6 protein-coding genes are annotated in these 3,948 nt (G+C 50.2%); all 6 read right to left on the minus strand.

Annotation, left to right across the window (positions count from 1 at the left end):
- The coding region (locus Q0605_RS09050; protein ID WP_298706369.1) for a chaperone NapD at nucleotides 1–320 on the minus strand (320 nt) is incomplete at its 3' end.
- Entirely contained in the window at nucleotides 317–1,537 is a 1,221-nt protein-coding gene (locus Q0605_RS09055; RefSeq protein WP_298706371.1) for a hypothetical protein, read from the minus strand. The genes Q0605_RS09055 and Q0605_RS09050, both read right to left, overlap by 4 nt.
- Before the next feature lie 9 nt (nucleotides 1,538–1,546).
- Nucleotides 1,547–2,080: a nitrate reductase cytochrome c-type subunit gene (locus Q0605_RS09060; RefSeq protein WP_298101462.1), complete on the minus strand. Its 534-nt coding sequence runs from the start codon at nucleotides 2,078–2,080 to the stop codon at nucleotides 1,547–1,549.
- The gene (gene napH / locus Q0605_RS09065; RefSeq protein ID WP_298706373.1) at nucleotides 2,077–2,886 is read right to left on the minus strand and encodes a quinol dehydrogenase ferredoxin subunit NapH; all 810 of its coding nucleotides are present in this window, start codon (nucleotides 2,884–2,886) and stop codon (nucleotides 2,077–2,079) included. The genes Q0605_RS09060 and napH overlap by 4 nt, the downstream gene beginning before the upstream one ends.
- Nucleotides 2,883–3,641 carry a ferredoxin-type protein NapG gene (gene napG / locus Q0605_RS09070; RefSeq protein WP_291937769.1) on the minus strand — a complete coding sequence of 253 codons (759 nt, stop codon included), beginning with the start codon at nucleotides 3,639–3,641 and terminating at the stop codon, nucleotides 2,883–2,885. Before napG ends, napH begins: the two co-directional genes overlap by 4 nt.
- Before the next feature lie 3 nt (nucleotides 3,642–3,644).
- The coding region (locus Q0605_RS09075; protein ID WP_298706376.1) for a molybdopterin dinucleotide binding domain-containing protein at nucleotides 3,645–3,948 on the minus strand (304 nt) is incomplete at its 5' end.

The following is a 3,948-nucleotide window of genomic DNA, read 5'->3' on the forward strand; positions in this document are numbered from 1 at the left end:
CCGCCGTATTTGATCTGACTCGGGTCTTTTTCGTCCAGCTCGCGCATTATCTGCTCGCCGTTGTCGGAGTTTGCCGCGGCGATGTCTGCGTCAAGATCGGAGTAAGAGTAGATCATCATCGCCTCGCTTACGCCTTTTATAGCCTCTATCGCGCGAAATGCGGCGATCTCGTCATCGAAGCTCTCCACGCTAATCGTGGCGACCGCCTTGCCGTCCTCGCACGCTACGAACTCGCAGCCGCCGATGCTTTGCAGCTCCTTTCGAAACGCCGCTACGTCGGTATTTGCGCTTAGATAGATTACGACGCTTGAAATATTCATTTTAACTCCCAAAAGTAGATATATCTATTGTACCCCGAGCCCACGAGATACTCTCCTTCGAAAAGCAGATAGTTGATGATATCGTTATCTAGCTCGATGCTGCGGACGATCTCGCCTGCTTTATCGATTACGCGTACGCCGTTACCAACGGTAAAAGCGCCCAGCTCGGGACTTAGCGCCACGGCAAAAACTGCGAAATGGGCGTTATAGAATTTAGCGAAATCGCCGTTTTCGTAGTAGCACGATCTCTCCTTATCGTTCGAGCCGCTCATCATACGATCGCCAAGCAGCGCCACGGAATAGATCCCGTCCTTGTGCAGGGACTTTTGGCTCATAAGCTTTTTCGCTTTCGCGTCGAAATAAAATACGATGCCGCCCTCGCATGAGATTAGCAGCGTCCCGTCGGCGCGGTCGTAGGAGCTGCCGCCCAAAGACGCGATGGTGAGCTTTTGCTCGAAGCTTACCTTGCCGCTAGATAGGTCGAAGTATAAAATTTCGCTGCCAAGACCTAGCAAAATCACGGTGTTTTCGTCGTAGAAATAGACGTTTTTAATCCCCGTCATCGGCAATTTATAGTGCGTAATATTGCCGCCTGCAAACACGCCCAGCATCTTTTCAAACGCGTCGCCGTTATACAAAAATGCGTATTTTTCGCCTAGTTTATCGACGTCGAATATGGTGGCGCCCATCGGCTCGTCTAGGTAATTTTTGGACGAGGGCAGTGCGAAAATTAGCGTCTTGGAGATTCCGCTCGAAACGGAATTTAATGCCGTAGAATTTTCAGCAGAATTTTGCTTCATAGAATTTGCTGCGGTTGAATTTGCTAAAGAATTTGTGGCAGCGGAATTCGCAGTGGAATCTCCCGTGGAATTTACGCTCGCTTTTACGCTCGCTTTTGCATTGAAATTCTGCGCCGCATCGGAATTTGTGCTTACGGCGGAATTTTGATCTGCAAAATTTTGCCTGGCGGCAGAATTTGGCGCGGAACTCTCCACGGAGCTAATGGTTATTTTATAGAGCTTGCCGTTGTCAAGCCCTGCGTAAATTTCGCCGTCTAGATTTTTTAGCACCGCGACATTTGCGTCAAGCTCTAGTATGAAGCTAGCGTGTTTGATCTTTGCAGGCGCATCTATGCCCACAGCGACACTAGGTATTGCAACGCCGTTGCCGGCATAGATGAAGCAGGCGCAAAGTAGCAGCGGTGGTAAAAATTTCATCGCGCGCTCCTACTCAACCTCGGCGCCTTGATTTAGCGTATCTATGAGATTAGAAGTGGAATTTGCGTCGCTAAACCTGCTAAAATCGGCTTTGAAATTATTTTTCACTAGCGGATTGGTTTGGGCTTGCGGTACGTGGCATTGAGTGCAGTTGAATCTCTGCTCGGCTAGCGTGCCGTTTAGATCCGTGCCTGTGCGAAAGTCCACCAAGTGGCTTTTTGGAATCGGCGTAGAGCCTACATCCTTAGCGACATCGGGCATATGGCAGGTTACGCACATATTGTTATCCTTTGTGATCGGTACAAGCCCTTCTAAGCTGTGCGGTATGAGCGGCGGAGCGTTTTCGAAGCTGCGCTCGATCTTCGAAGCGGCGCCCGGAGCATCCTCGCTATATTTGAAATCGGGCAGGGAATTTTTATTTTGCGCCGATTCGTCTACGCTTTTTATAAAGCCCAAGCTGTCGGCATCTATAGATGCCGTCTTGTCCGCGGCAAATAGCGCCGCACAGCATGCAAGAGCCAAGCCTAAAACCATTTTTTTCATTTTTTCACTCCTAATATACTAAAATTTAACGCATCGTCGTCGCATACGTCGATGCAGCGTCCGCAGCTGATACACTCGCTGCTAACGCGCCCGTTTTCGCGCCCGACCATCTTAAGTACCTGCACTTCGGGGCAGATCATTTTGCATTTGCCGCACATCGTGCATTTATCAACCTCGTGGCGAACGCGAATGACGCTAAAATAGCTAAGTGCAGCCCAAAATCCGCCGAGCGGGCATAGCCGCGAGCAGATAGTGCGATCGCCCGCGAAAATTTCAAAAACTACGATCAGTAGCGCGATCGCAAATGCACTGGCACTCAGCGATATGACGGCGCGCGCGAAAAGCGAGATAAAGCTTACGCTCTCAAACGCCGCAAAGCCGAAAGCTCCGCTGCAAACAAGCGCTAGCACCGCTAGGACGTAGCGAGCTTTGCGATTTACGTTTAAAATTTTGGTGTGCACGCCAAATTTTTTACGAAGCCATGCGGCAAGATCGGTTAGTAAATTTATCGGGCAGACCCACGAGCAATATAATCGCGGCGCTATAAGCGCATAAAATGCTCCTACGATAAGCGCTCCGATAACCGCCGTAGCGCCTAAAGAAAAGCTAGCTAGCAGCATCTGCGCCGTCGCAAACGGATCGCTTAGATTAATCGTGCCGAAAAGTTTCGACGAGCTTAGATTGCCCTTTAGAATTCCTGATAAAATTCCATTTTCGCTCGCGGCTTTGAAGGCGAAATTATTTCCTAAAATAAAAAGGACTAGAATAGAAATTTGGCTCAAACGCCTTAAAATAGTGTATTTCATTGTCTAGCCCCTTCCATTAGATCGTCCTCGTTTAAGTAGTCCTTACTCTTTTGCGGATCGAGCTTGATTTTAGTGTCTGCGTCCTTTAGCTTCGCGTCGTCGCCCTTGATCCAGCCTTTGACATAGTTGTCGCTGGAAATTCCTATGACGCGCTCGCGCTCCACGACGCTGATAGCCGCCTTTTTCGTGACGCAGGCATGCTCGCATTTGCCGCAACCCGTGCAGTAGTCGCTATCTACGACAGGCACGAGCAGGGCGTGCTTTTCGGTGCGGTTGTTGTGGCGGTAATCGATCCTAAGCGCCTTGTCCATTACGGGGCAGTTTCGCACGCACGCGTCGCATTGGATACCCGCATAAGCGATGCAATGCTCGGTATCTATGACCGCAACGCCCATTTTAGATAGACGCACGTTAAGCTTAGAGTCTTCGCTTACCAGGCTTTTATCTAGTGCGTCGCTAGGACAGGCCGCGACGCAAGGTATGTCGTCGCACATATAGCACGGAATTTCGCGCGGGATGAAAAACGGCGTGCCGTTTGCAATAGCATGATCGCAAAAGCTCGCAAGCTTAAGCGTATCAAACGGGCATGCCTCGACACAAAGTCCGCACCTTAGGCATTTGCTAAGAAATTCTTTCTCGCTTATAGCTCCGGGCGGGCGGAGTCTGGCGTGCTCGCCGGAGTTTGCGACTCCGAGCCCCAGAACGCCTACGCCCGCAGCTAAAGAAAGAATACCTAAGACCTCACGCCTATCCATAATTTACGCCTTGTAAATTTTAACCGCGCATTTTTTGTAGTCGGTCTCTTTTGAAAGCGGACAAGTATGATCGAGCGTGACGCGGTTGATATAGACCTTCTCGTCAAAAAACGGCACGAAAATAAGCCCTTTCGGCGGAATGTTACGTCCGTGGAAGTCCACACGCGCTTTTACCTTGCCGCGGCGCGACTCGATCCAGACGATTTCGTTTTGTTGTACGCCGATTTTGGCGCCATCGGCTTCGTTCATATAGCATCTTGCCTCGGGCACTACGAGATAAAGCTCCGGCACGCGCATAGTCATAGTG

This window comes from uncultured Campylobacter sp. (assembly GCF_938017705.1).
Taxonomy (GTDB): Bacteria; Campylobacterota; Campylobacteria; order Campylobacterales; family Campylobacteraceae; genus Campylobacter_B.